Below are 24,946 nucleotides of genomic sequence, written 5' to 3' on the forward strand. Positions count from 1 at the left end.
ATTCTTAATGCATCATAAATTGCTGCAAAAATAATCTAGATAGAAAACACACACTAGTAAAAACTGTTGTGAGGTAGACGTAGCATGGTGAAAGAGAAGGAATTAGAAATACTAAGTCAAAGTGACATCGATGACTTATTACGCATTAATGAATTCTTAGAGCAACAAGATGAAAATTCTTTGGTAGCGGAATTAAGGCGTGCGATTTTAGACTCGGGCAAATTAGAGCTTAATCAGTGGGAATCATTGCGTGACCATATTCGAGAAATAGAAGAGCTCATTCCACACATTGACTTGATCATCAAGTTAAAAAAAGAAGCGAGAAAACGCTAATTTGTTCTTTATAGTTAACCTCAGCTTCACTTAAGCAATGCGTTTCTAGGTGCTATTTTTACTGACTTCTGCGTTATTTTTAAGCGAAATAGCTAGCTATCCCTGCTGCAAAATGCCTCGAATTCAGACAAACATATCGACCTAGAAATATAAGAGACTGCTAACTTATTGTTGTCTTTTTTTGGCGCTACTTCTTATACAAACCTGAGGTTAGTTAGTGAAAAATGTTACCTAATTCAATGACAATTACTGGAAAGCAAAGAAATTTACGGTAACATTAGCTAAACGTGCTAAACCTTGTGTTTATTTGTATCGATAGTTTTCAACTTGGATCGTTATACAAGGTCATGTTTTGACAACCTAGTATTTAGCACGGACATTTGATTATGTGCTGAAAAATCAATGATGGTAATGCCAACACAAGCTGTACAGTAAAAAGTTTACAGCCATGTGATTCAATATTGTGCGTCACTTGGATTTTGGTCATTTTACTAGCACAATAGTCGCTGTTGTTTTTACAACATCAATTTTTTAATAACAATTAACGTTTGTAAGGAAATACAAATGCATTTGAAATCGCTCGCAACTACAACCCTTTCACTCACTTTAACCGCTTTATTTACTTCGCAAGTATTGGCGGATAATACGCCCAATGCTGAAGATTTAGTGGGTAAATCCTACCTTGGTGGACATGGTATTTATATTAAAACGGATAACGACAGACTACTAACTGACGCTAAAAATTCAGATATCGATCATGGCTCAGGTCTAGGTTTGGAGTACGGTTTTCGTATTTCGCCATTTTATGAAGCTCGTTTGTCATTTTCACACTTAAACCTTAATACGGACAGTAAAGGTTATGACGTGCCTTCGGGTTCAAATACCGCGTTTGATTTATTGTACTTCCCAAATCAAGCAAACTTTTACGTTGTTGGTGGTGCACATTTTCTAGATGTTGATAAGTCTGATTTATCTGCAGCACTTGGTGCGGGTTATCGACATTATTTGTCAAAAAATACCGCGCTTTATGTAGAGAGCCAAGGGCAATATCAGCTTGACGATAACCATTTTGACGTTTCAAGCAAACTGGGTTTTGTGTACTTTTTTGGTGTAGAAGAAAAATCTGCTCCTATCGTTAAAAAGCAGGAGCCAACAAGTGTTGCACCTCCAGCTGATTCAGATAAAGACGGTGTGCCTGATGCTATGGATAAGTGCCCCAAAACGCCAATGGGCGACAAGGTTAATAGTGTAGGTTGTACGCTATTTAAAGAAGATGTGAAGACAATGGCATTACAGGTAAACTTTGATAACGACAAAGCAGTGATCAAAGATCAATATTTACCGGAAATTAAGAAAGCGGCTGATTTCTTAAACCAATACCCAGAAGTTGAGCTAACTATCCACGGCCATACATCTGCTGTAGGGGCAGAGGACTACAACCAAAACCTATCGCAAAAAAGAGCGCAGGCTATTGTTGATAAACTAGTTGAGTCTTTTGGTATCGATGCAAGCCGCTTATCTGCTGTTGGGCATGGTGAAGCGAAGCTATTAGATCAAGCCAACAATGCACAAGCTCATGCTAAAAATAGACGTATTGAAGCGTCAGCAAAAGTTACTAAGAAAAAAGCGATTAAGCGCTAATTAGAAACTTGATAAGAGCTACTTTAGGTAGCTCTTATTTTATTGCTTAGCTACCTGAACCTAGTTAACTAGATTATAATAACGCCGTAATTTAATCATTGAGAAAAAGAATGAAAGTCTGTGGAGTAGAACTTAAAGGCAATGACGCAATTTTATGTGTCATGTCAAAAGCTAATGGTTTGTATGACCTTCCTCATATTCGAGTACCAAAAATATCCATTAACGACGCTGCAGATGCAGAACAGGTAAGAAAATTTAAATTTACCTTTGAGAAGTTATTGGCAGATTATCAAATAGATAAAGTTGTGATCAAAGGAAGAGCATTAAAAGGTAAGTTTGCTGGCGGCCCTGTGGGGTTTAAGTTAGAAGCGGCAATTCAGCTGATTGACAGTGTTGAAACTGAAATTGTTTCAGCAACTTTTGTTAAAACCGCCTTAGCTAAAACTCAAGTGTCTATCGATTTTCGTGATACTGGCCTTAAAAAATTCCAAGAAACAGCATTTCAAACCGCTTTTGCTTATTTAGATTCAAGTCAATAATCCGGTTTTTATGTCGATCAAAGTGGCCTGTGTGAAAAAGTATGGGCCGCTTTGCTTACCTATTGAAACTTTCATCGCCACGCCGTTTTTTACTAACTTAACGCACTTTGGCCTAATTTTATGGTCAGCTGGCTCACATGTTCAATTAACTCTTCGTTAGTGTAAGGTTTATTCACAACGGGGGCTGATAATGCTTGAATTTGTTCTGCGTTATATTCATGGTAGCCACTCACAAATAAAAATGGTAACTCAGGGTGTTTTTGCTTTACTTGGTGCGCTAATGTCACACCATCCATATTAGGCATGATGATGTCGCATACAACAAGATCAAAGTCGTATACATCGATGGCTTGTAAAGCATCTGCAGCTGAATGCACCGCTTCAACAATATAACCCGCTGTCTCCAACATCGTTTTTGCTAGCTCAGCTAACGCTGGCTCATCGTCAACAACAAGCACTTTGCCTTGTAAATCTGATTGTAAGCTAATTTTCTTCCCTTTAATTGGCTCAGAAACTTGCTCTGTTGTAACAGGAAAAATCATGGTAACTGTGGTGCCTTTATTTACTTCTGATTCTATTAACAACCTACCATTAGAGCGTTCTACAAACCCGTATACCTGACTTAACCCTAATCCTGTACCAGATTCTCCTTTGGTAGAAAAGAATGGATCAGTTGCACGTTGCAGGGTTTGTTTATCCATGCCTTTACCTGTGTCTTTTATGGCAACGGCAATATAATTACCTGGTGGAAGTTTAATGCTTTCTGAACTGTGTGTATCAAGAGGCCTAAGCTGAGTTGATATGGTTATTTCACCTTGTTTTTCTATGGCATGCATTGCGTTAATTGAAAGATTTAAAACACAATCTTCAAATTCCTCTTTGTCTAGCTTAGTGGCTGGCAGCGCATCATCTAACTGGTAAGTTAAATCAATTCTTGGCGTGATGGTTTTTTGCAACATTTCAAATTCATCAGTCAAAATTTCATTAATATTGACAACCTTTGATTCAATAGTATTTTTACGGGCAAATGAAAGGAGTTTTTGTGTGAGTTTTGCGCCCCTAGCGCTCGCCTTTCTGATTTGTTGCGCATACTTATTAAGTTTGTCATTTTCTGTTAAATTGCTACTTAATAGTTCGCCATAACCGTTAATGATACCGAGTAAATTGTTAAAATCGTGAGCAATACCGCCAGTTAAATTCCCTAACGCTTCCATTTTCTGTGTTTGTTTTATTGTTTCTTGTTGCTGCTTAAATATGGTTAAGTCTCGGCATGTACAAACAAAGCGTTGACTACTGCTACTTGACGCTTTTAGATAAGTAATGGAAAGGTGAATAGGGATAGTGTCACCGACACGATTGATCATGAGTGACTCTTTTTCAACGGCAGGGTGTTCTAACATGCCATCAATTGAGACTTTTTGAATAAATTCTTGCAGCCAATTTTTATCTTCGTCAACTAACAATTGGACAAAAGCACTGCCAATTAATTTCTCCGACGGATGATCAAATAACGAACTCGCCGCATTATTAACGATGAGTATTTCTCCGTTTGCACCCAAAATAAAAATGGCATCTAGCAAAGAGTTAAACACTTCTCTTTGTTCGTTTTCCTTTTGATATAGCGCATTTAGCGCCTCATGTTCTGCAGTAACATCGTTAACTAAAGAGGCAATGCCAATAACGTTGTTATCTTCATCTAACAAAGGCGTGTTGTACCATTCACATAAAATATTGTGCCCACTTTTAGTTAAATTTTTGTTGAGGTTGTATTGGCTAGCTTGTTTAGTGACCAACTCTTCTGTCAGTCGCATAATTTCAGGAATGCTTTCTTCAGGCACTAATACGGTAATGGGATCTTTGCCGACAAAGTCAGATTGCTTAAATCCGAAAATCGCTTCAGCTGCTTTATTCCAGTTAATGATTTCAAAATTTGCATCCCATTCAATTACGCCTAACGGAGTATTAGTTATGTGAAAATCTAATCTATCGAGTGCTAGTTTTAGCTCGTTTTGCGCAGATTGTTGCCTGATCTCACTGGCAATTCTCGAGGCGAAAATATCAAGAACTTCGATAAAGTAGCTTTCTTCGGTCATAGGTTTATCGTCTAAAACGGACAAAAAACCAATCACATTACCTTCAATGTCTTTTATATTGACCCCTATATAAGAACGTATTTTGTTAATTTTTATCCAGTTATCGTTTGGAAATAAATGTTCCATATCATCGTTGTAATGACAGATATGTTTACTTAAAAGCTGCTCACTTGGCGTATCTTTAATGGCATAAGTGATGTTGGGAATAACGATTTTGTTTTCTGATAAGACAATGGTTGTAGCTGTGGCAGGTTTTGTTTCATTTAATAAACTAATCAACACATATTTAGTTTTGTAAATACGTGAAACTTCATGCACTAAGTGCTTAAAAAAGTTATCGGTAGAGAGGCTTGCTACGCCAACAACGATGTCTTGGATGGCATTAAAAGCCTGTGTTTGCTGTGTAATATCATGTACTCGCACCATAATATTAACAACGTCACCTGAATCATTCAGTATGGGTTGAAAAACAATTTCCAGGTCTCTTAACAAACTTTGGCCGGTAAAAGCGACTACATCTAGCTCTGTTTGTTCACCTGTTAACGCTTGATTGAATTTTTCTTCTAATTGTTCTTTATCTAAATTTTCTCTTAGTGTAGCGAAGCTATTGCAAAACGGGTTGTTAATAATCTGCTGGCGTTTTTTTTGTGTAAATTGTTCAACAGCTTGGTTAACCGCTAATACTTTCTGGTCGGTAGCTAAAATAAACTGCATTTGATGGGACTGTTCAAAAATTTGCGAAAATTGTTGATCTGCTTGTTGATCAATTTTGCGTTTATTGAGCGAGCTTAACTGTTGCTCTTTTATTCTGATTATGGCGCTACTGGTCAGTAAAAGGGCCATCAGTAAAATACTATTTTGTATGTTGAAAACATCAGGCAAGGTTGTGCTTAAAATCAATAAATTTTCATTTAACTCGATTAAAAGGCCGATGAGTAAAAAGCTTAAGCCTGCAATTAATAGTATGGCTTGGCTTTTATGACGCTGCAGAGCTTGCACGCTCCAAAACAAACATAAAGCGGTAAAGGTAAATGCGCCAATTGCGGCGAAAGTTAAACTCAAATGAATACTGTCACTGGCTTGTAAAAGAAAAGTTAAAGCCCAAAATGCGATTGCAGTATATTTCATCGCATTAGAAAAAAGGCTGTTTTGTTTAGTTAAAAAAGCACTACAAAATAAGTAAAGAGCAATAAATGCAAAAGCTACATGGATAATAAAAATTAAGATGACATTGTTTACTAGCGCACTAGGAACCCAAGCTACGGCAGTGCCATTGTATAAGCCGTAAGCGATTGCTGTGTTATAAAGTGCAAGCGATAAATATAAATGACTGCGCATTCTAAGTATTAGTGAAAAGAATAAATTGAGCAGCGATAGGATCGCCATCAAGCCAAAAAATACGCCAGAATAAAAAGATGCATTTTCCAGTGTAATCGTTGGTGCAATGTTTCGATTACCAATTGAGTTGGCGATCAGCGAGATAGCGGGAGTATTAAATCTTTCAGTTAGTGGAATAGCGTTATTCTCTGCCATGAGTGCAGATGTGATATATGTCGAAGACAAACTTTCGACACTGAAAAATATTAGTGTAAGCAGCAGCCCTAATATTGTTGTTTTAATTGTTGTAATGCGTTTGGTATCCAATCCATTAAATCCGAGTAAGGCATAGGTTTAGCGATGTAATAACCTTGAGCATAATCACACGATAGTCGATCAAGTTCCTCCATGATTTCTTTTGTTTCTACCCCTTCGGCGAGTGTTTTCATGTTCAGCATTTTGCCTAACATTATGCATATTTTGACGATGGCCATTGCTTCGTTATCGACCAACATTTTTGAGGTGAATGCGCGGTCAATTTTCAATTCGGTAAATGGTGCTTGATATAGTTGCTGAAGTGATGAATACCCTGTACCAAAATCGTCAATTGATAACTTAAAGCCCTTCATTCTTAGTCTGTTTAGCACATCTAATGACGATGTTAAATGGCCCATTACGGCGCTTTCTGTAAGTTCAAGTGTGATACTCGTTGGGTTGATATTGTTCTGATCTGTAATGTTTTTTAATAGTTCTGGAAACACCAAGGACACGATGTTATCGGCGGTAACGTTAACAGATAGCTTAATAAATGGGTGCTGAGTTTTTAATTGACGTAAATCTTCACAGGCTAATCTTAAAACATAACTGGTGAGCTGATTGATAAGCTTGAACTCTTCAATTTGATAAATAAATTTGTCCGGATAGATTAATCCTTTGTGCGGGTGTAACCAACGTACCAAAGCTTCAATACTGGTCACTTCACCCGTTTTAATTGAAACTTGAGGCTGGTAATGCAATATAAATTGCTCACGATCTAGCGCTTGAATTAAGTCTTTTTCAGAAAATGTTACCTCTGACCGAACCGGCGAGTTTTTTTTCTTTGCATGACCACTTTTTATTTGATCGAGCAATGTAATAAAACTGCCAATATCAAATGGTTTAGTTAAGGTCGCAATAACTGGCATATTGTGTGCCTCAGCCAATTGCTGCGCGGAATGTAATACCTTGTTATCAAAGCCACTGATCAAGATTAGAGGGCAATAGCAACGGCGCTCTGCAAGTGCTCTGATAACTTCTATACCATCGACGTCGGGTAAAATTAAATCGAGAACTAAAATAGTTTCTTCAGACAATGAACGTTCTAAAAAGGCAATAGGATCCGTTGAATGTTCTACTTGCCATCCGTGGTCTTGTGCAATTTCAACGAGCAGCTCCGCATATTGGGGGTCGTCATCGAGTATGAATAAATCGTTATTTCCAGGCATATTTCCTTTCTTCATGCGTGAAAAATATAATGCTTAAATTAACTATAGAACAAAGCTGGCGAAATAAAATGCTATTTATCGCACGGTAACATTTTTTATTAATGATTAAGGTAAAAGCTTAGCTTTATAGCTAGAAGACAAAATTGCTGATTAACAATTATGTTGCGTTGATTTTTTGATAAGTTCTATTTCATGACCATACTGTACATTAAGTGAACATAGATGGTTTTTATGAAAGCAATTTTTTTATTAACGTTTATTGTTGGCATTCTCGCTTTTGGCATACTTGAGCAAAGCGGACTTTTGACGGTAGAAATACTGGAAGAGCTACTATGGCTACTGGGCGCTATCTGCTTGTTTAATTACTTATATTGCTTCATGCGTTTACGATTTATATCTGCTGGTTTCTTGCTTTATATTCTGGGACTATTTTTTGATTTTGTAGAGCATTTGCCCATTCCTGGTACCAGAGTATTTGATACATTAGACACCATTTTTAAAAATGGTGGTTTTTTTCTAATTGGCTTGTCAATGTTTCGGGTAATCCAGGAGAAAAAGAAGTTTATCATCCAACTAAGATTTGAAATTCAACAAAAAACAAGCTGCAAAAGAAGCTAGAGCACGCAGCTTTTCATGATGAGTTGACGGGGTTACCCAATCGAAAGGCACTGTTTAAACGCTTAGAAAAACAGAGGGCAGATGCAATTACCATTCTTTATTGTGATTTAGACAAATTCAAAGCAGCAAATGATCAACATGGCCATGTGATAGGTGATAAGCTGCTCAAACAGTTCGCGACAAATTTACAACAAAAGTTTGGCATTGAAAATTCGTACCGCTTAGGTGGAGACGAGTTTATAGCATTGTATCATTTGCAATTTAACGAAAATGAGCTCATTACTTTGCGGCAAGAGTTGGCTATGGGGTTATCAGAATTTAAAGTGGGCGTCAGTTTTGGACATCACCAATTGTTGCCTGATGAAACACCAGACCACGGCTTGCATGAAGCTGACATTATGATGTATCGAGACAAAACAACACGTGAGGAGCAAACAATACGGGCATTTCCTAAGAAGTATCGCAAGGTTCCTCGTGAAGATTCAACCTAGTCATTTTTAAATTACAGGTCATTCCCGAACAATTAACGGTAAAAGTTTCATAAAAATGGCGACTTAGGTCGCATTTACTAACCAATATCAGTTAAAATTCCAAATGCAAATAACTCTCATCTTTTAAATATAATTAGATTGGTTTTAATGGTTAACTCTCGTTAAGTATTTGAAGCCTTTTTTAGGTTAATTTTATGAACTTTAAATGCTCGCAAATTTCCACCGCACTTATATGTGCTCTGAGTGGTCTATCTCTTTTTTCTCACGCTACTGATACAGTCGATATTGAACGTATCGAAGTCACAGGGGACTTTAAACAACAAACCATTCAACAAATTAGTAGCAGTGTTCAGGTATTTGATGAAAAAAATATCAGTGAACGCAATGCGGTTCATCTAGAAAACTTATTAAATTCAGCCGCGAATGTTAATTATACTGCTGGCGCTTCTCGTGGCCGCTTTGTACAAATTCGTGGTATTGGCTTACGCTCGCAGTTTGTCGATCCAGTAAACCCACCAGTTGGTATGGTTATCGATGGCATTAATTATTCGGGCTTAGGCGGTTCATCCTTGTTGTTTGATACGCAACAAGCCGAAATTTATCGTGGTCCACAAGGCACCCGATTTGGTGCCGATGCGTTAGCAGGCATGATCCACATCAAAACTAACGAAGCGGGTAGTGATACATCAAATAAATTGCTTTTAGGCGTTGGAAATTATGACAGTTGGCAGGCCGGTGTTGCTTTTGGCAAAGACATAACAACAGATACTGCTTTTAGAGTTAGTGCTTATCAAGCGAAGTCTGATGGATCTGTTGACAATGCCTACTTAAACACTGAAACACAAGATCAAGACGAGCAGCTGCTGCGATTTAAACTGAGCAGTCAATTATCTAACAATTGGCAAAGTCAGCTGACAGGCCACTACATTAACATCGATAATGGCTATGATGGTTTTACCTTAGACAATTCTCGAACTAGCATAGCCGACCAACCTGGTGAAGATATTCAAGAAAGTTTTGCCTTTGCTTGGAAAAATACTTATACCGGATTATCAAATGTTGATATTGCTTTAACGTTAACTTCACTTAACGCAGATTCTCTTTACAGCTTTGATGTCGACTGGGTGTGTAATGACCCCAAGCAAGCTAAGCTTTGTGAAGCGGGCTTACATGATTGGGGCTTTAGTTATTTTGACGAATACGAACGAGAGCGCACTGACAATAGTGCTGAGTTAGTATTGTCTAGCAAAGATAAAAGCTGGGTCACTGGTGTTTATTACCAAAGCAAAGAAGAAGATTTATTCCGCCAATATACCGGCCTTGACCAAGATTTTAGTTCTAATTATCAAATTGAAAATGTAGCCATTTATGGTCAAAAAGAATTTACACTTAACGACAAGTTAACGCTAATAGCAGGTGCTCGACTAGAAAATTATCAAATTGATTATATCGATAACAATGGTTATGTGAAGTCGACCGACGATACCATGCTGGGTGCAAAACTTGCGTTAGAATACCAATTAAATGATCACACCATGACTTATGCCAGTATGACACGCGGTTATACCGTTGGTGGCATTAATGGTGAAGCGTTAGCAAAAGCTAAAGAAGATGGTGTGGAGCAGAGCTTTTTTGAACAAAACGACTTGTTTGAATCTGAATATTTGTTAAGCACTGAACTGGGCATTAAAGGTTTGATACCAGAGCAAAATATTGCTTATAGACTTGCCGCATTTTACATGCACCGTGACGATATGCAGCTCAAATCATACAAAGAGTACCCTGCGGGTGACGACAAAGAGCCAACCTTTGTCGGGTATATAGGCAATGCTGCAAGTGGCGTTAATTATGGCGTAGAACTAGAAGTTAGTTATCAAGTGACTGACAACTTATCATGGCAAACGGCACTTGGCTGGTTAGACACTAAAATTGAAGACTATGTTAACGCTGATGGACAAAGTCAAAACGGCCGTGATCAGGCACAAGCACCACGTTATACCTATTCAACACAAGTACGTTACAGTGTTAATAACGCGCTGTCGCTGAGTGTTAGCGTTGAAGGTAAAGACGAATACTTTTTCTCCGATAGCCACGATGAAAAAGCAGAGCACGTTAATTTAGTGAACGCTAACGTCAATTATCAAATTAACGATGTTGAATTTACGCTTTGGATCAGAAACGCCTTTGAACGTGACTACGCCACAAGAGGCTTCCGCTTTGGGAATGATCCTCGTGATTATTATGCGCCGCATACTTACCTTCAGTTTGCTGAACCACGTATGTTTGGCCTTAACATGAATTATTCATTTTAACTAACCGAGGGCGCGGCTTGCCGCGCTCTTTAAATGAGATATTAATATGCAATTATCTGTCGAAATTAGTAAATATCCACTGCACCAAGATTACATCCCATATATCAAAGATTTTATTGAACGATTAAATCAACACCAGGGAATAGAAGTCATCACCAACACCATGTCGACACAACTTTTTGGCGACCATGACACGGTAATGAAAGTGCTAAGTGAAGAAATTAAACGCTCACATCAAACTTACGGCAAATCGATATTTGTTTGTAAGTTTATTGGTGGCAATTTGTCGCCAAATCAATAAGGCAGCGTTATGGAGTTTGTATCACAAGCTTTGGCTGGCTTTACCGCGATGAGTTATTGGGAATATTTAGCGGTGCTTTTTGGCGTTGGTTACATCGTATTTGCCATGAAAGAAAGTTTATGGGCTTGGCCTTGCGCTTTTTTTAATACGCTAATTTACATGGTGCTTTTTTGGAATGGTGCTTTGTTGATGGAGTCAGCGTTAAACTTTTACTATTTATTGATGGCGTTTTATGGCTTTTATTGTTGGAAAAACACTAGCGTATCAACAAATGAAAACCAATCCTTGCCTATCACGTCTTGGTCGATGTCGAAACACCTGACGATAGTAGGCGTAACAGCATTGGTGTCCTTGATATTAGGTTATGTGATGGATAACTATACCCATGCTGATTTCCCTTATCTAGATACAGCAACCAGTTGTTTTGCCGTGGTAACAACCTATTTAGTGGCGAAAAAAGTACTTGAAAATTGGCTGTATTGGGTGGTGATCGATGCAGTATCCATTTATCTATTTTTAGCCAAAGGTTATTACCCTACGGTGGTGCTTTTCATTATATATACTGGTCTTGCGGTAGCGGGCTATTTTACTTGGCGAAATCATTACCAAGGGCAATATCAGCTTGCGCACACTCACTGATATTCAAAAAGCACTGGACGTGTTAAACGTTAACCTTAGTGCTAGCAGTATGACACTGCTGGCACAAGGGTTTTCTAGCGATAACTATTTAGTGTCCGCAAATGGGCAACAATACGTGCTTAAATTTGCCCATCAGCCGCTAATAACATCACAAATAGCGATTCAACCTAAACTGCATGAATTGGCTATTACTCCTGAAGTGTTAGCAACTGAGCCTGCTAAAGGTTTGCAATTGTCACAATATTGGCCGTCTAAGACGCCGTGCACCGCTGAGCAACTTCCTGCAATCGGTGAACTGCTTAGCCGACTACACCAAATTAAACACAACAGTGCATGCATGGACTTTCAGCAAAAGTTTAATCAATATCAAGGTTTGGCTGAGTTTGCTATACACAGGCCTGTCATTGAGGTGCTAAAGGCCAAATTAAGTGCTTTTGATAAACACCTTGGTTTTTGTCACAACGACTTGGTGTTAGACAACATGTTGCAGTGTGATAACGAAGTGAAGTTAATCGACTTTGAATACTCTGGGAACAATGATGTGTTTTTTGATTTAGCGTCGGTTAGCTCAAGTTTACTGCTAGGTACTGAAGATAAAGCTCGATTGTTAACCTATTATTTAGCTCATTGTAAGCTAACAATAACTAATGAGCTGGCAGTTAAAAAGCTAAATTGCTTCCAGTTAGCTTATGATTTTTTGTGTTATTTTTGGTATATCGAACATCAGCAACCTCGCTTAGCAAAGCAGGTGTTGACGCAGCTTATTTCACCTAAACTCAATTTAGCCAAACAATCTGACAACTAAGTGTATAGCCTTGTTAGCAGTATGCTAATTTTTATTTTGTTTGTTGTTTTTTGCGTTAGCTAGCAGCTGGCGCAAAATTTTTGCCACGCCTTCGTTGGCACTGGTATCTGCTCTTTTATCAAATACCTTTTGTTGCTCATATCTGACTTCATCACCATCTTGCCAACCTTTTAACCAAGACTGTTCCTGAACGCCATATTGTTCAGGGCAAGCAGCAGGTTTGTTATTTTTACCCGCTCTAAAACCGGCGTTGTAGGCGCTGTGAATAGAATCATCGTCGCCGTTATCAAAAGTCTCTGGTGTATTTAGGTTATAGCTCATTTAAAAGGTACGTTGATTTCGCTAAAAATGTCGGTAACGAATAATATCAAATATTGTTTAACTATGTGATAATTTGCCACAGCATTGCAAAACAGTTTCAGGTTATACGGTTAGTAGTTTTATGACACAGTTCCATCAATTCAATATTGAAGAGGCAAAAGAGTTAGGCGTTGAAGCTGCGGCTATTTTGTTTCAGTTTCGATCAATATTGGATGTATATAAAAAGTTAGACACCAACTTTATTGAAGACAAATATTGGATTGAGCTGTCAACCACCAGCCTTGAAGAGCTGTTTCCTTATATTGAAAAGGGAAAACTGAAAAGGTTGCTGTATCGATTAGTGGAAAAAGGTTTTGTGCAAAAGAAAGAATTTTCTTCGCAAAAATCTAAAAACTCTGTTTGGTACTCAATGCCTGAAATCGGCAAAGTTAGTGTTTTACCGCACACTAATCAAACAGAATCTGATGTACCGATTATCGATATGAGCCAAGCGAGGCAACAGGCACAACCTGCGGCGAAAAAACAGTTTTGCTGGGAAGATATTTTGCCTGCTGCTATTGAACAAGAAGTGGCAAGCCTTATTGCTTCCAATGGTTATGATCGTGATTTCTACATGGATATTTGGCAAACCTTCGCGGCCAAAATGGACTCAGACGGCGAACGTGTACCCACCATGGATATCGCGCGTAAACGTTTTAAGGCCTATGCTCGCAAAGTGATGATTGGTTTTAAACAAGGAAACTATCGATACAACCAAACGGTTCAGCGCAAAGAGCAAGAACGTAAGAAACTGGTGGAAAAATGGCTTTCGCTCAAAGGTAAGCCAGACATGCAGCTGGTTAATAATGTGAACACTTCGACCTTGCGTACTCCGATAGTGCAAGTGTGGGATTCTTTTATCAACAAAGCATTTGAACAAGAGATCCCATTAAAGCATTATTCTCAAGTGGAAATCGGTTTTAATAGTTATTTAAATACTTGGATTTCCAATGAAAACAAAGCTTACTTTACCGGCGGAAGCACAGCCAAACCTCAAGTGAACTTTGACGACACCAGTTGGGCTGATGGTTTAGATTTAGAGGGTTAATACATGAAAAGTTTACGTGAATTATCGTCTAATGTTCAGGCGCAAGTAGGACAACACCCAACACAGCAAAACAAAGCTGTGGTGACTGAGCAAGTGGTTAATTTGGTGAATAACATCACTAAGCGCTTTGAAGGTATTTACCAATACACAGGTAATCGCAGCCAAGAAAAAACCAATTTGTACAAAGCTGAATTAACCCGAGCCTTATTTTTAGTGCGCGACAAAATTGATGAGCAAAAAATTAATAACGCCATAAAGTACTTTTCACTGCATGGTGGTGCGTTTGCTCCTAGCATCCCTGAATTTATCCAAGTGGTACTAGGCGAAAAAGAAGAATTACAAAAAGTACCAGAGCATAAATGGTTTGATTCAAGTAAAGCCTTACCCGCCCATACCCCTGAACAGTATCAACAAATGGGTAAACAGGGCGTTGAGCAAGTGAAACAACTGCTGAAAAAAAGAAGCTTATAGTCATTATAAATTACGGCGTTTGGAGGATAAATGAAGTTCATCACGACCTATAAATTAAGCATCGCTTTGTTGATCATAAGCTTAATATGTTTGGTGAGTTATCAACTGCAAGGCTCTTATATTGATGAAAATGGCATGCTTGTTGAGCCATTTGCCCTTATCCCTCTATTTTGGTTATGCCTAGTGTTAGCTGCGGTCAGTGGTCTAGTGACCTTCTTTAAAGAGTTTATTAAAAACACTTAACAAAGTTTCAATATTCTTATTAACACGGCTAAATCGTTGGGGTGATGAACAAAGGAATAGCAATGAGTTGTGATAACATGATGTTGACAAATAAGGGTAAAGTGTTGGATGTTACTAGACCTTCACGGATGTTAATCTTGCGTCATTTAATGTCTAGAGCTGATTAAAACAAAATAGGGATGTTATTATGAAAAGTGCAATGAAGCTTTTACTGATGTTAATGTTGTTTAATTCTGTTTCATCAATTGCACAGTCATTTGATTGGCTTAAACCCATCAAGCATGAAAATGCGACCGCCTATATTGCTAAAGATGGTCATTGGCTTATCGATACAAGCTCAATTCAATTATTACCTAATAAGTCAGGTAAATTCAGTGAATATATTAAGCGCGTGAGGAAAGCTCCTACTGCGCAGATGGCGGCGAAAGTAGTCCTTCAACAAATTGCCGATACAAGCAAAAACAGCACAACAGGTTATATTAGCGTTAATGACGAACTTAACTTTTATTATACACCTATTGTTGAAGCTAAATCCCCAGCGGCAACGCATATGCCCACGACAAGTCTTTTACTTCGACATTACCGCAAGGATATTAAACAGGTAATGGAAATAGTGCTTGCAGAAGTAAATGCTATAAAAAAGGTCGTTGATATATAGTAGTGTTATCAATTAAGGGTAAATTTCAGACACAAAAAAGACGCTTTAAAGCGTCTTTTCTATTTTGGAATTTGGTGGAGCGGGGGGGAGTTGAACCCCCGTCCGAAAAACCTACATCCTCGGTACTACATGCTTAGTCGATCTTTTGTTTAACCAGTTAGACGCCGAACGACAGGCTTCTTTCTGGTGAGTCTGATACTGTTTTGCGGTTCACCCTCAGACAAGGTTCCCTCGCTAACCTTTATAGTATGACCATCGCTCCACAAGTCTAAAGGTAAAACTTCGTGGGGATGGCTAGCATTAAGCTGCTAGTGCGAACGTTTCGTCGTTTGCAACTATAGTTTTGCGGCTTTTTACCAGGCCAACCGCCCCTGGGCATGCACCTTGGGTTTCGCGAATCCCGTCGAATCCTAAATCCGCCCCAAAGTTGTTGAGATAAATCTCAAGTACGCATTTTACTGCGATTTACTTAAATAAACAACGTGGTATTTTTTAACCAATTGATTGTGCGTTATTTATTCAGATTTTTGTTTTTCATCAAACGGCCTTTGTCAATTTGCCATTCGCGATCTTTAATATCTGCACGCTTATCGTGAGTCTTTTTACCTTTACCGAGGTAAAATTCTAGTTTTACCCAACATTGTTTCCAATACATTGCCGTGGCAATTAATGAAAAACCGTCACGTTCTACTGAGCCGATAAGTCGATCGAGTTCTCGTCTATTAAGTAATAACTTTCTAGAACGCACTGGATCGCATACAACGTGAGTAGACGCTGCATTTAGTGGTAGTATTTCTGAACCTACCAAGTAAGCTTCACCATCTTTAAGCATGACATAACAATCTGAAATGTTCACTTTGCCACTCCGAATACTTTTGATCTCCCAACCTTGAAGGCTCATTCCCGCTTCAAATTTGTCAGATAAAGTATAGTTGTGGCGTGCTTTTTTATTTAGCGCAATGGTGTTGCTATTTGATTGTTTTGATTTTTTCTTTCCCATAACGGTGCTCATTATACGCAGAGTTGCAATGATTGAAATCGATTTTTTAACAATAATGTCTTTTGCCCAAGCCTTTGATATTATATGGGGCTGATGAGTAGGGGGTTCAATGCCAAGTATTAGTCGTAATGCATTAGTCATGTTTAATGCAGAGCAAATGTTTCAGTTAATTAACGATATACTCGCTTATCCCGAGTTTTTACCCGATTGTGGTGATAGCAAAATTATTTCCAGTGATAATAATAAAGTTACCGCTTCGTTATTAGTGTCAAAAGGCGGATTAAAAAAGTGGTTTACCACAGAAAACACGCTAGTGACTAATCAAGAAGTAAATATGTCATTAATCGATGGCCCGTTTAAATATTTAACGGGTAAGTGGCTACTTACACCGTTATCTGACGAGGCGTGTAAAGTTAGTTTGCAATTAGATTATGAGTTTTCAAGTAAAGTATTTGATTTAGCGTTTGGTCGAGTTTTTAATGGTATCGCCAATAATATGGTGCAGGCATTTACTCAACGTGCAAAACAAGTTTATGGAGCATAACCATTGGATAACAACGTGCAAGAGTTAGAACAACACTCTGATATTCAAGTAGAAGTGGTTTATGGCACACCTACTCGCCAAGAGCTGTTATCACTTAGCGTACCTCAAGGCTCTACGGTGGAGCAAACTATTGAACTTTCAGGTATGTTAACGGTATTTAAAGAAATTGATTTAAAAGAAAATAAAGTAGGTATCTGGAATAGAGCCGCTAAATTGAACGATATTGTACAAGACATGGATCGTATTGAAATTTATCGTCCTTTAATTGCCGATCCAAAAGAAGTCAGAAAACGCCGGGCTGACAAAGCCAAAGAAGAAGGGCGCGCTGATAAAGTGACTGGCGGCAGAGTTAATCCACTACGCGGTGATACAAAATCTTAAATAAAAAAGCAGCTAAAAAGCTGCTTTTTTTTAACTGAGTGACCGAAACATAATTTAGTCATTTACGATAGGATTATAGAAACTTTCAGGTAATTCAAAATCACCTTCGGCTTTGGTTAGTTTATTTTCTTGAAAGCTTACCACGAAGACTTTTTCTTTGTTAAAGGCTTCATCTCTACCCGATTTAAAACGGTATACGTAATGCCAAACATCATCATTAAAGGCGTCAGTAACAACAGGTGTTCCTAATACAAACTTTACCTGTTCTTTGGTCATGCCTATTTGTAGTTTGTCTATGTCTTTTTGCTCTAGAAAGTTCCCTTGTGGGATATCAATACGATATATCCAGCCAGTACAAGCGGACAGGGTTAAAACTGCAATTAATGGAATAACACGATACAACATGACTTATATAACTAACCTTTTTTAAAGAGTGAGGATAATAACCAAGCATTTGCTTTTATACAAAGTTTTTTTAGTAGACTAACACTATTCCTTGCATTTGAAAGTGAAGTGTTAGTCGTTTGTCATTTACTTTACTTGATTATAAAGCGCAATGTAATCACTAGGACAAGTTATTAGCCGGCCAATAATTCCTGTGCATTGGCTAAACTCGAATCTGTCACTTTATCACCTGCAAGTAATCTAGCGATTTCTTTGACTCTTGCTTTATCACTTAGTTCCGTCACACTGGTTTCAGTATGTTCGCCATCAGTAATTTTGCTAACAAACAATTGTTGATCACCTTTAGACGCAACTTGAGGTAGGTGGGTCACACAAATTACTTGGGTATTCTTAGCAAGCTGTTTTAGTTTTGCACCAACTTTGGCGGCAGTTGGACCACTAATACCAACATCGACCTCGTCAAATATTAATGAAGGTGTTGTTACTTTATTCGACAAAATCACTTGCATAGCAAGGCTAATTCGTGAAAGTTCACCACCTGAGGCGACTTTACTCATTACTCCTAGCTCTTGTCCTGGGTTTAAACTGACTTTAAAACAAATATCATCACAACCAAAAGTTGTCATTTTGCTGGCGTAATCTGTAGAAACGTCAATGTTAAACTGCCCGTGTTCCATATTAAGTTCACGCATACTTTTAGTGATTGAGGTACTTAATTTTGTAGCAAAGTGGTGTCTCGATTCACTTAATACTTTCGCAGCATCTAGATAATTAGTTTTGGCTAACTCTATTTCTTGATGTATGCCTGAAAGTCTAGATTCGTCAGAGTGAAAGTTTTGAATTTGCTGCTGCAAAGACAAATGGAAATTTGCTAAATCCTCTGGCGCAACTTGATGTTTTTTCGCTAATTGAATTGCGGTTGAGTACCTGTCTTCTATCAACTGGTATTGCTGAGGGTCAAGTTCAAGTCGCTCGGCATAGGCGCGAAGCTCATGACTAACGTCTTCTGTTTGAATAAGCGCATCATTTAGTTGCTCAACTAGTGGCGCTAAGTTGGTATCAACCTCGGCTAATTCAGCGGTTAGGTCAAGTACTGTGCGCAGCGCTCCGGTAATAGTGAACTCATCATTCTCTGATAATAACTCTACAGAGCGTAACGAATTATCAAGAATATGTTGGTAGTTACTAAATTTTTTATAGTCAGCTTCGAGCTGATTAAACTCATCTTCTGCTAAGTTAAATTCGTCTAATTCTTTCACTTGATAAGCGAGTAGCTGCTGCTCAGCACTTCGCTGTGATTGTGCTTCTTGTAGTTGTTGAAGTTCATGTGACAAGTGTTGAAATTGTTGGTAATGAAATTTAACGTCATCTAACAAGTGCTGGTGATTACTGTAATCGTCCAACATAGCACGCTGTGTTGAAGATTTAGTAATAAGCTGATGATCATGTTGCCCGTGAATGTTAATAAGCAACTGTCCTATTTCTTTTAACTGGGTTAGTGGAACAGGTGTGCCATTAATGTAAGACCTAGATCTGCCTTCAGCAGAGATAATACGGCGCAATATGCAGATATCGTCAGTATTAAAGTCATGCTTTTTTAGCCAACTTTTAGCGAGTTTGTTTTTTTCCACATCAAAACTAGCGGTCAGTTCTGCCTGTTTATAGCCTGGACGAACAACATTAGTTGTTGCCCGTTCACCTAAACATAAACCTAAGGCATCAATTGCAATTGATTTACCAGCACCTGTTTCACCTGTGATGGTGGTCATGCCCAAACGCCAGTCGATATCCAATGATTTTACGATGGCAAAATGTCGAATAGTTAGCTGCAATAACATGATTAAATAATACTGTTTAAATATATAGGTGTTAATTTATACAGTAATTTGATTTTGTGCAAGCTATCTTTATTAATATTTAAACAGTTAATGTTTAGTAATTGAAAATATTAATAAAGTTTGTTGCCCCAACTTAGTTTTTGGCGCAGTACGTTAAAATAGCTGTGATCAATTGGATGAATTAACCTCAGTGTATTTTTTGACTTGCGAATAATAACTTCATCACCTGGCATAACAGCTAAGATGACATGGCCGTCACAACTAACTTGTAAGTTCTCATAGTTTTCGTTTGCTAAAACCATTTTGATTTCGCTATCACCGTCTACCACTATCGGCCTACTGGTTAGTGTGTGAGGAAACATCGGCACTAAAGATAGGGCGTTTAGGTTTGGTGTCATAATCGGTCCACCTGCCGACATAGAATAAGCGGTTGACCCTGTAGGCGTAGAAACTATCAAACCATCAGAGCGCTGAGAAAACATAAAACTTCCGTCAATGTATACTTCAAACTCAATCATGCTGGCGACTTTACCGGCGTGAAGTACCGCTTCATTTACTGCGCTGTTTGAGCTTTTTAGTTTTCCATGACGGTACACTTCAGCTTCAATAATAAAACGCTGTTCAGAGCGCGATTCACCTTCGAGAATTTTTTCCAAAGGCTCTATTAAGTTGTCTGGAGACAGATCCGTTAAAAACCCCAAATTACCGCGGTTTACCCCAATAACACCAATGTTATAACAAGATAAAACGCGAGCAGCGCCAAGCATATAGCCGTCGCCGCCAACAACTATCGCTAAGTCTGCTTGTTCGCCTATTGCGACTAATGAGCGAGATTCAAATTGCCCACCTTCTATTGAGGTGGCGACAGAACTTTCAATCAACACTTGATATCCCCGCTGATTGAGATACTCAAGCAAGGTTTCGATAGTTGCTTTTGCTCCTTGGTGTTTTGGTTTACCAATAAGCCCGACGGTTTTATATAACTGTTTTGTCATTAGGTTTAAACATCTCCTTGGAATACCGAAAGTTTCGCTGTATTTTGCCCCCTTGTAAAGATAACTAATTTAACTTTATTGCACATTTTGCTTGAATCAAACGATTCAATCCCCATAATTAGCAACATTGTCTATAGTTACCCCGTTAGAATGAGATATCCTGGAGTTTCTTCATGTCGAACGAAGCAAATCAAAATAAGTCAGCTGAAGAATTAGCTGCAGAAATAATTAACGAAGCTGAAGCCCAAGTGGAAGAGCAGCATGAACACGCACATGAAGTTATCAGTGCAGAGCAAGAAAAGATTAACGAACTGGAGTTAGCGTTAGCAGCTGCGCAGGCAACGGTTGCAGATCAAAAAGATTCTGTAATCCGTGCTAAAGCAGAAGTTGATAACGTGCGTCGCCGCAGTGCACAAGACGTAGATAAAGCGCGTAAGTTTGCTTTAGAAAAGTTTGTTGGTGAGTTGTTGCCTGTTGTTGATAACCTTGAGCGCGCTATCGCAGCATTTGATAAAGAAAATGATGAACACAAAGCGATGCTTGAAGGTGTAGAGCTAACATTACAAAGCTTTTTAAGCACACTTGAAAAATTTGATGTTAAAGCGATTGACCCACAAGACCAACCGTTTAACCCAGAACATCATCAAGCTATGTCGATGCAAGAAATTGAAGGTGTAGAACCTAATACCGTTATCGCTGTGATGCAAAAAGGTTATGAACTGAACGGCCGTTTAGTTCGTCCTGCGATGGTGATGGTGTCTAAAGCTAAGCCTGTGGTAGATACTCAAGCTTAACTTAAAAGAACACAATTTAACGTGTAAAACCGAGCTTTGTGCTCGGTTTTTTCATTAATACCCACAAATTTTTTAATATTTTTTTACTTTTTTCATTTTTTACAGTTGAAATCGATTTTGCAGCCCCCACTAATTGGATCAACAAAGTAATAAATTGTAATGAAAGAATTTGGAGATCCTTAAGATGGGCAAAATTATTGGTATTGACCTAGGGACAACTAACTCATGTGTAGCTGTTCTTGACGGCGACAAAGTACGTGTTATTGAAAATGCGGAAGGCGATCGCACAACTCCTTCAATTATCGCATATACACAAGACGGTGAAACACTTGTTGGTCAACCAGCAAAGCGTCAAGCGGTAACTAATCCTCAAAACACACTTTTCGCGATTAAGCGTTTAATTGGTCGTCGTTTTGAAGACAAAGAAGTACAACGCGATATCGGCATTATGCCATTTGGTATTGTTAAAGCCGATAATGGCGATGCTTGGGTAGAAGCTAAAGGCGAAAAAATGGCGCCACCACAAGTTTCTGCTGAAGTATTGAAGAAAATGAAGAAAACAGCTGAAGATTACTTAGGTGAAAAAGTAACTGAAGCGGTAATCACTGTACCTGCATACTTTAACGATTCACAACGTCAAGCAACTAAAGACGCTGGTCGTATTGCTGGTTTAGAAGTTAAACGTATTATCAACGAGCCAACAGCCGCTGCTCTTGCGTACGGCATGGACAAGTCTAAAGGCGACAAAGTTGTTGCGGTATATGACTTAGGTGGTGGTACTTTCGATATTTCAATCATTGAAATTGACGAAGTTGAAGGCGAGCACACGTTCGAAGTTCTTGCAACCAATGGTGATACTCACTTAGGTGGTGAAGATTTCGATAACCGTTTAATCAACTACTTAGTAGAAGAGTTCAAAAAAGACCAAGGCATGGATTTAACAAAAGATCCTCTTGCGATGCAGCGCTTAAAAGAAGCAGCTGAAAAAGCGAAGTGTGAACTTTCTTCTGCCCAACAAACAGATGTTAACTTACCATACATCACAGCTGATGCTTCAGGTCCTAAGCACATGAACATCAAAGTGACTCGTGCTAAGTTAGAGTCTTTAGTTGAAGACATGGTTAAAGCAACGTTAGAACCACTAAAAACAGCACTAGCTGATGCAGACTTATCAACGTCTGACATTACTGATGTTATTTTAGTAGGTGGTCAAACACGTATGCCACTTGTGCAAAAAACAGTAACAGATTTCTTCGGTAAAGAGCCGCGTAAAGATGTTAACCCTGATGAAGCAGTTGCTTCAGGTGCTGCAGTACAAGCGGGTGTTTTAGCGGGTGACGTAACTGACGTATTACTTCTAGACGTAACGCCATTATCTCTAGGTATTGAGACAATGGGTGGCGTGATGACTAAAGTTATCGACAAGAATACAACTATCCCAACAAAGCAATCACAAACTTTCTCTACAGCTGAAGATAACCAAGCTGCAGTAACTGTTCACGTGATTCAAGGTGAGCGTAAACAAGCGTCTGCTAACAAGTCTCTTGGTCAGTTCAACTTAGAAGGTATTGACCCAGCTCCACGTGGTATGCCACAAATCGAAGTGACTTTCGATATTGATGCTGACGGTATTTTACATGTGTCTGCTAAAGACAAAAATACAGGTAAAGAGCAAAAGATCACTATCAAGGCTTCTTCAGGTTTATCAGACGATGAAGTAGAGCAAATGGTACGTGATGCTGAAGCAAATGCTGACGCTGACGCTAAATTTGAAGAGTTAGTGACTGCACGTAACCAAGCTGATGGCATGGTACACGCTACGCGTACTCAAATCACTGAAGCTGGTGATGATTTACCTGCTGAAGACAAAGAGAAAATTGAAGCGGCATTAGCTGAGCTTGAAACGGCAATCAAAGGTGACAGCAAAGAAGAAATCGATGCTAAATCACAAGCGGTTATCGAAGCTTCTCACAAGCTAATGGAAATTGCTCAAGCTAAAGCACAACAAAATGGTGCGCAACCAGGTGCTGACGCTGGTCAAGCACAAAATGCTGGCTCAAACGCTGCTGACGACGTAGTCGATGCAGAATTTGAAGAAGTTAAAGACGACAAGTAATTGTGTCCCAGAGCCGCTAGTAGGCGGCTCTTAAACCAGATTACTTAAAACTTTATCTTGAGTATGTGAATAAAGCGTCGTCACCGACGCTTTATTGTGTTCTAAAAGCACATAAATCAAGAAATAATTTGTTTAATGGTTTTAACAGCCAATAAATAAATTAATTTTCGAAATTAGTAGTAAAAAGAAAGAATAGGCTATGTCAAAGAAAGATTATTATGAAACGCTAGGCGTTGCTAGAGACGCGTCTGAACGTGACATTAAAAAGGCATACAAGCGCCTTGCGATGAAGTATCACCCTGATCGTACTCAAGGCGATAAAGAGAAAGAAGAAACCTTTAAGCAAATTAAAGAAGCCTATGAAGTGCTAGTTAACGATCAAAAGCGTGCTGCTTATGATCAGTATGGCCATGCTGCATTTGAACAAGGTGGTATGGGCGGCGGTGGCGGCGGCTTTGGCGGCGGTGCTGACTTTGGCGATATATTTGGTGACGTTTTTGGTGACATTTTTGGCGGTGGTCGTCGTGGCGGTGGTGGCCAACGAGCTCGTCGCGGTAGCGATCTACGCTATAACTTAGAATTGACACTAGAAGATGCTGTAAAAGGCAAGTCGGTTGAAATTAAAGTGCCTACCTATGTGCACTGCGGTACTTGTGAAGGCTCTGGTGCTAAAAAAGGTACACAGCCTAAAACATGTGGTACGTGTCATGGGCACGGTCAAGTACAAATGCGCCAAGGCATGTTTGCGGTACAACAAACTTGTCCAACATGTAGCGGCAAAGGTCAGGTTATTTCTGATCCGTGTAATGCGTGTCATGGTCAAGGTCGTGTACAAAAAACCAAAACACTTAACGCAAAAATTCCAGCAGGTGTTGATACGGGCGATCGCATTCGTCTTACTGGTGAAGGTGAAGCCGGTGAGCAAGGTGCACCAGCAGGCGATTTATACGTACAGGTACATGTAAAAGACCATCCAATTTTTGTTCGTGACGAAAATAACTTGTTCTGTGAAATGCCAATAAGTTTTGCTACAGCGGCGCTAGGTGGAGAAATTGAAGTACCTACGCTTGAAGGTAAGGTAAAACTTAAAGTACCTAAAGAGACTCAAACAGGCAAAATGTTCCGTTTGCGTGGTAAGGGTGTTAAATCAGTACGCAGTCACAGTGTGGGTGATTTGATGTGTAAGGTTGTTGTCGAAACACCAGTCAACCTTACTGGAGATCAAGTTGAGCTATTGCGTCAACTAGAATCAAAAATGAGCTCAAGCTCAAAAAAGCATAGTCCAAAAGAGACGGGCTTTTTTGATAGCGTTAAGAAATTTTTTGATGACTTAAAGTCTTAATTCAAAAGCTGAAATTCGTTTAAACAAAAACCCTGCAGTAATGCGGGGTTTTTTATCTTAGGGGTTGCGTAGCAACCAGAACACCACGGGCATGCCCGTGGATGAATGACTCCTTTGCCTGTATTCTATAGGGATGGAAGTTAACTTTTCGGCACATGCCGTATATAGAATTCAATAC

General features: G+C 38.9%; 25 protein-coding genes and 1 other RNA gene. 18 read left to right on the forward strand and 8 right to left on the reverse strand.

Annotated elements, in window-relative coordinates; translation table 11 throughout:
• The first annotated feature begins 84 nt into the window (after nt 1-84).
• The 3 genes from IE199_RS03195 to IE199_RS03205 all read left to right on the forward strand — a co-directional run bounded on the left by IE199_RS03195 (nt 85) and on the right by IE199_RS03205 (nt 2,513).
• Nucleotides 85-333, forward strand: a complete 249-nt coding sequence (locus IE199_RS03195; protein ID WP_189767253.1) for a hypothetical protein — start codon at nt 85-87, stop codon at nt 331-333.
• A 564-nt stretch (nt 334-897) separates the two neighbouring features.
• On the forward strand, nt 898-1,974 hold the full coding sequence (locus tag IE199_RS03200) for an OmpA family protein (RefSeq protein ID WP_189767254.1): 1,077 nt from the start codon (nt 898-900) through the stop codon (nt 1,972-1,974).
• Between the two features lie 110 nt (nt 1,975-2,084).
• Entirely contained in the window at nt 2,085-2,513 is a 429-nt protein-coding gene (locus tag IE199_RS03205; protein ID WP_189767255.1) for a DUF3010 family protein, read from the forward strand.
• 92 nt (nt 2,514-2,605) lie between these two features.
• Here the strand turns inward: IE199_RS03205 and IE199_RS03210 are convergent, their stop codons facing one another.
• Together IE199_RS03210 and IE199_RS03215 are read right to left on the reverse strand one after the other, a co-directional pair.
• On the reverse strand, nt 2,606-6,250 hold the full coding sequence (locus IE199_RS03210) for a PAS domain S-box protein (RefSeq protein WP_189767256.1): 3,645 nt from the start codon (nt 6,248-6,250) through the stop codon (nt 2,606-2,608).
• Nucleotides 6,208-7,407, reverse strand: a complete 1,200-nt coding sequence (locus IE199_RS03215) for an EAL domain-containing response regulator (protein WP_189767257.1) — start codon at nt 7,405-7,407, stop codon at nt 6,208-6,210. Before IE199_RS03215 ends, IE199_RS03210 begins: the two co-directional genes overlap by 43 nt.
• A gap of 231 nt (nt 7,408-7,638) precedes the next feature.
• On the opposite strand from IE199_RS03215, the gene IE199_RS03220 reads away from it, so the two are divergent.
• From IE199_RS03220 to IE199_RS03245, 6 genes are all read left to right on the forward strand, one after another.
• Nucleotides 7,639-8,025, forward strand: a complete 387-nt coding sequence (locus tag IE199_RS03220) for a hypothetical protein (RefSeq protein ID WP_189767258.1) — start codon at nt 7,639-7,641, stop codon at nt 8,023-8,025.
• Nucleotides 8,010-8,516 carry a GGDEF domain-containing protein gene (locus IE199_RS03225; protein ID WP_268245315.1) on the forward strand — a complete coding sequence of 169 codons (507 nt, stop codon included), beginning with the start codon at nt 8,010-8,012 and terminating at the stop codon, nt 8,514-8,516. Before IE199_RS03220 ends, IE199_RS03225 begins: the two co-directional genes overlap by 16 nt.
• A 194-nt stretch (nt 8,517-8,710) precedes the next feature.
• A complete protein-coding gene (locus IE199_RS03230) occupies nt 8,711-10,828 on the forward strand; it encodes a TonB-dependent receptor (protein WP_189767260.1) in 2,118 nt (705 codons plus the stop codon).
• A 46-nt stretch (nt 10,829-10,874) separates the two neighbouring features.
• The gene (locus IE199_RS03235) at nt 10,875-11,129 is read left to right on the forward strand and encodes a YkoF family thiamine/hydroxymethylpyrimidine-binding protein (protein WP_189767261.1); all 255 of its coding nucleotides are present in this window, start codon (nt 10,875-10,877) and stop codon (nt 11,127-11,129) included.
• Nucleotides 11,130-11,138: 9 nt separating this feature from the next.
• Nucleotides 11,139-11,768 (forward strand): nicotinamide riboside transporter PnuC, encoded by a 630-nt coding sequence (gene pnuC, locus IE199_RS03240; protein ID WP_189767262.1) that lies wholly within the window; start codon nt 11,139-11,141, stop codon nt 11,766-11,768.
• Complete coding sequence (locus IE199_RS03245; RefSeq protein ID WP_189767263.1) at nt 11,752-12,573, forward strand: phosphotransferase; 822 nt, start codon at nt 11,752-11,754, stop codon at nt 12,571-12,573. Before pnuC ends, IE199_RS03245 begins: the two co-directional genes overlap by 17 nt.
• Nucleotides 12,574-12,597: 24 nt before the next feature.
• Here the strand turns inward: IE199_RS03245 and IE199_RS03250 are convergent, their stop codons facing one another.
• A complete protein-coding gene (locus IE199_RS03250; protein ID WP_189767264.1) occupies nt 12,598-12,894 on the reverse strand; it encodes a ribosome modulation factor in 297 nt (98 codons plus the stop codon).
• A 121-nt stretch (nt 12,895-13,015) separates the two neighbouring features.
• Between IE199_RS03250 and IE199_RS03255 the strand changes: the two genes are divergently transcribed.
• The 4 genes from IE199_RS03255 to IE199_RS03270 all read left to right on the forward strand — a co-directional run bounded on the left by IE199_RS03255 (nt 13,016) and on the right by IE199_RS03270 (nt 15,353).
• Complete coding sequence (locus IE199_RS03255) at nt 13,016-13,981, forward strand: hypothetical protein (protein ID WP_189767265.1); 966 nt, start codon at nt 13,016-13,018, stop codon at nt 13,979-13,981.
• Nucleotides 13,982-13,984: 3 nt separating this feature from the next.
• Nucleotides 13,985-14,452 (forward strand): hypothetical protein, encoded by a 468-nt coding sequence (locus tag IE199_RS03260; protein ID WP_189767266.1) that lies wholly within the window; start codon nt 13,985-13,987, stop codon nt 14,450-14,452.
• A gap of 30 nt (nt 14,453-14,482) precedes the next feature.
• Nucleotides 14,483-14,695: a DUF3955 domain-containing protein gene (locus tag IE199_RS03265; RefSeq protein WP_189767267.1), complete on the forward strand. Its 213-nt coding sequence runs from the start codon at nt 14,483-14,485 to the stop codon at nt 14,693-14,695.
• A 187-nt stretch (nt 14,696-14,882) separates the two neighbouring features.
• Nucleotides 14,883-15,353, forward strand: a complete 471-nt coding sequence (locus IE199_RS03270; RefSeq protein WP_189767268.1) for a hypothetical protein — start codon at nt 14,883-14,885, stop codon at nt 15,351-15,353.
• 72 nt (nt 15,354-15,425) lie between these two features.
• On the opposite strand, the gene ssrA is transcribed toward IE199_RS03270, so the two are convergent.
• Together ssrA and smpB are read right to left on the reverse strand one after the other, a co-directional pair.
• Nucleotides 15,426-15,776, reverse strand: a transfer-messenger RNA (tmRNA) gene (gene ssrA, locus IE199_RS03275).
• Between the two features lie 88 nt (nt 15,777-15,864).
• On the reverse strand, nt 15,865-16,353 hold the full coding sequence (gene smpB / locus IE199_RS03280) for an SsrA-binding protein SmpB (protein WP_189767269.1): 489 nt from the start codon (nt 16,351-16,353) through the stop codon (nt 15,865-15,867).
• A 109-nt stretch (nt 16,354-16,462) separates the two neighbouring features.
• Here smpB and IE199_RS03285 point away from each other — a divergent pair, with 109 nt between their 5' ends.
• Nucleotides 16,463-16,897, forward strand: a complete 435-nt coding sequence (locus IE199_RS03285) for an SRPBCC family protein (RefSeq protein WP_189767270.1) — start codon at nt 16,463-16,465, stop codon at nt 16,895-16,897.
• Between the two features lie 3 nt (nt 16,898-16,900).
• Entirely contained in the window at nt 16,901-17,278 is a 378-nt protein-coding gene (locus IE199_RS03290) for an RnfH family protein (RefSeq protein WP_229854504.1), read from the forward strand.
• Between the two features lie 54 nt (nt 17,279-17,332).
• Here the strand turns inward: IE199_RS03290 and IE199_RS03295 are convergent, their stop codons facing one another.
• The 3 genes from IE199_RS03295 to nadK all read right to left on the reverse strand — a co-directional run bounded on the left by IE199_RS03295 (nt 17,333) and on the right by nadK (nt 20,516).
• The gene (locus tag IE199_RS03295; protein WP_189767271.1) at nt 17,333-17,683 is read right to left on the reverse strand and encodes an outer membrane protein assembly factor BamE; all 351 of its coding nucleotides are present in this window, start codon (nt 17,681-17,683) and stop codon (nt 17,333-17,335) included.
• 173 nt (nt 17,684-17,856) lie between these two features.
• Nucleotides 17,857-19,521 (reverse strand): DNA repair protein RecN, encoded by a 1,665-nt coding sequence (gene recN / locus IE199_RS03300; protein WP_189767272.1) that lies wholly within the window; start codon nt 19,519-19,521, stop codon nt 17,857-17,859.
• 110 nt (nt 19,522-19,631) lie between these two features.
• Nucleotides 19,632-20,516, reverse strand: coding sequence for an NAD(+) kinase (nadK, locus tag IE199_RS03305; protein WP_189767273.1), 885 nt, complete (start codon nt 20,514-20,516; stop codon nt 19,632-19,634).
• Between the two features lie 173 nt (nt 20,517-20,689).
• Here nadK and grpE point away from each other — a divergent pair, with 173 nt between their 5' ends.
• The 3 genes from grpE (at nt 20,690) to dnaJ (ending at nt 24,768) form a co-directional block, all read left to right on the forward strand.
• Nucleotides 20,690-21,310, forward strand: coding sequence for a nucleotide exchange factor GrpE (gene grpE / locus IE199_RS03310; RefSeq protein ID WP_189767274.1), 621 nt, complete (start codon nt 20,690-20,692; stop codon nt 21,308-21,310).
• A 184-nt stretch (nt 21,311-21,494) separates the two neighbouring features.
• On the forward strand, nt 21,495-23,426 hold the full coding sequence (dnaK, locus tag IE199_RS03315; RefSeq protein WP_189767275.1) for a molecular chaperone DnaK: 1,932 nt from the start codon (nt 21,495-21,497) through the stop codon (nt 23,424-23,426).
• Nucleotides 23,427-23,625: 199 nt separating this feature from the next.
• Nucleotides 23,626-24,768, forward strand: coding sequence for a molecular chaperone DnaJ (gene dnaJ, locus IE199_RS03320; RefSeq protein ID WP_189767276.1), 1,143 nt, complete (start codon nt 23,626-23,628; stop codon nt 24,766-24,768).
• The last annotated feature ends 178 nt before the right edge of the window (nt 24,769-24,946 follow it).

The organism is Thalassotalea marina, from assembly GCF_014656435.1.
GTDB lineage: Bacteria > Pseudomonadota > Gammaproteobacteria > Enterobacterales > Alteromonadaceae > Thalassotalea_C > Thalassotalea_C marina.

Excerpts from the sequence above, each read along its gene's own strand:
- IE199_RS03270 (WP_189767268.1), top strand. The coding sequence starts at position 14,883 with ATGAAAAGTGCAATGAAGCTTTTACTGATGTTAATGTTGTTTAATTCT.
- grpE (WP_189767274.1), top strand. The coding sequence starts at position 20,690 with ATGTCGAACGAAGCAAATCAAAATAAGTCAGCTGAAGAATTAGCTGCA.
- IE199_RS03235 (WP_189767261.1), top strand. The coding sequence starts at position 10,875 with ATGCAATTATCTGTCGAAATTAGTAAATATCCACTGCACCAAGATTAC.
- IE199_RS03205 (WP_189767255.1), top strand. The coding sequence starts at position 2,085 with ATGAAAGTCTGTGGAGTAGAACTTAAAGGCAATGACGCAATTTTATGT.
- IE199_RS03295 (WP_189767271.1), bottom strand. The coding sequence starts at position 17,683 with ATGTTGTATCGTGTTATTCCATTAATTGCAGTTTTAACCCTGTCCGCT.
- dnaJ (WP_189767276.1), top strand. The coding sequence starts at position 23,626 with ATGTCAAAGAAAGATTATTATGAAACGCTAGGCGTTGCTAGAGACGCG.
- IE199_RS03230 (WP_189767260.1), top strand. The coding sequence starts at position 8,711 with ATGAACTTTAAATGCTCGCAAATTTCCACCGCACTTATATGTGCTCTG.
- IE199_RS03265 (WP_189767267.1), top strand. The coding sequence starts at position 14,483 with ATGAAGTTCATCACGACCTATAAATTAAGCATCGCTTTGTTGATCATA.
- IE199_RS03200 (WP_189767254.1), top strand. The coding sequence starts at position 898 with ATGCATTTGAAATCGCTCGCAACTACAACCCTTTCACTCACTTTAACC.
- IE199_RS03285 (WP_189767270.1), top strand. The coding sequence starts at position 16,463 with ATGCCAAGTATTAGTCGTAATGCATTAGTCATGTTTAATGCAGAGCAA.
- smpB (WP_189767269.1), bottom strand. The coding sequence starts at position 16,353 with ATGGGAAAGAAAAAATCAAAACAATCAAATAGCAACACCATTGCGCTA.
- IE199_RS03260 (WP_189767266.1), top strand. The coding sequence starts at position 13,985 with ATGAAAAGTTTACGTGAATTATCGTCTAATGTTCAGGCGCAAGTAGGA.
- pnuC (WP_189767262.1), top strand. The coding sequence starts at position 11,139 with ATGGAGTTTGTATCACAAGCTTTGGCTGGCTTTACCGCGATGAGTTAT.
- dnaK (WP_189767275.1), top strand. The coding sequence starts at position 21,495 with ATGGGCAAAATTATTGGTATTGACCTAGGGACAACTAACTCATGTGTA.
- IE199_RS03250 (WP_189767264.1), bottom strand. The coding sequence starts at position 12,894 with ATGAGCTATAACCTAAATACACCAGAGACTTTTGATAACGGCGACGAT.
- IE199_RS03220 (WP_189767258.1), top strand. The coding sequence starts at position 7,639 with ATGAAAGCAATTTTTTTATTAACGTTTATTGTTGGCATTCTCGCTTTT.
- IE199_RS03215 (WP_189767257.1), bottom strand. The coding sequence starts at position 7,407 with ATGCCTGGAAATAACGATTTATTCATACTCGATGACGACCCCCAATAT.
- IE199_RS03195 (WP_189767253.1), top strand. The coding sequence starts at position 85 with ATGGTGAAAGAGAAGGAATTAGAAATACTAAGTCAAAGTGACATCGAT.
- recN (WP_189767272.1), bottom strand. The coding sequence starts at position 19,521 with ATGTTATTGCAGCTAACTATTCGACATTTTGCCATCGTAAAATCATTG.
- nadK (WP_189767273.1), bottom strand. The coding sequence starts at position 20,516 with ATGACAAAACAGTTATATAAAACCGTCGGGCTTATTGGTAAACCAAAA.
- IE199_RS03255 (WP_189767265.1), top strand. The coding sequence starts at position 13,016 with ATGACACAGTTCCATCAATTCAATATTGAAGAGGCAAAAGAGTTAGGC.